This is a genomic window from Dickeya sp. ws52, from assembly GCF_007210685.1.
Classification (GTDB): Bacteria; Pseudomonadota; Gammaproteobacteria; order Enterobacterales; family Enterobacteriaceae; genus Dickeya; species Dickeya chrysanthemi.
In genome coordinates this window covers 1-940 of sequence record NZ_SZVX01000052.1, presented here as the reverse complement: position 1 = coordinate 940, position 940 = coordinate 1, and the positions used below count along the sequence as shown (strand labels likewise).

At 57.4% G+C, this 940-nt stretch carries 1 protein-coding gene; it reads left to right on the top strand.

Annotated features, from left to right (window positions below; translation table 11 throughout):
• On the top strand, positions 1–940 hold a 940-nt coding region (locus tag FDP13_RS21455; protein ID WP_143840374.1), incomplete at both ends, for a DUF6531 domain-containing protein.

Genomic DNA, 940 nt, shown 5'->3' with positions numbered 1-940 from the left:
TCTTCCGGGGTATTCATCAACGGCCAGCCTGCATCCCGCCTTGGCGATAAAATCAACTGTGGTGCTTCCATCACAGAAGGCTCATCAAATGTTTATATTGGCGGTGAAGCCCAAACGACACTGCCGATTAAGCCCGAAGTTCCCGAATGGCTCTATAAGGTTTCTGATTTAACGCTGCTTTTCGCCGGATTGATTGGTGGTGCCGGGGGGGCATTCAGCAAGGTTGGAAAACTGGGCCGCCTTCTGCAAAAACTTCCCGGGATCAATAAAATCCAGCGTATTGCCTGCCGTTATGGTGTGCTCATGACGGCCGTCGCCGCCGGGGGGATCATTGCCCGTCCGATCGATGTGGTGAGCGGGCAAAAATTTTTGGCGGGTGAGGATGAGCTGGATTTCGTCCTGCCTTCCCGTTTGTCCGTGTACTGGCAGCGCTGCTGGCGTAGCGGTAACCCCGGTGACAGCGTACTGGGAACGGGCTGGAGCCTGTTCTGGGAAACGACGCTGATGCACTATCAGGACGGGCTGGTCTGGCGTGCGCCGTCGGGCGACCTGATTTCATTTCCTGTTGTGCCTGCCGGGCAGCGAACCTACTCCCCACCCGAAAAACGCTGGCTGGAGCATCATCAGGATGACAGCTGGTCCGTGTATGGCATCGATGGTGAAGTGTGGTATTACACCGCCTTGTCCTCACAAGGTAAGGCGGTGTTGTCACGTATCGCCGACCCGTGTGGCAATGACGTCCTCTTTTCCTGGAATGCGGACGGCACGCTTCAGACACTGAAGGACAGTGCTGACAGGCAGGTGACATGCCGGTATCGTGATGGGCGGCTGGAGAGCGTCTGGCTGGATGCGTCGACGTGTCTGGTGCACTATACCTACAACGCGCAAGGGCAACTGATCACCGTCACCGGGCGGGGCGGTAGCGTGCGCCGCCGTTTTA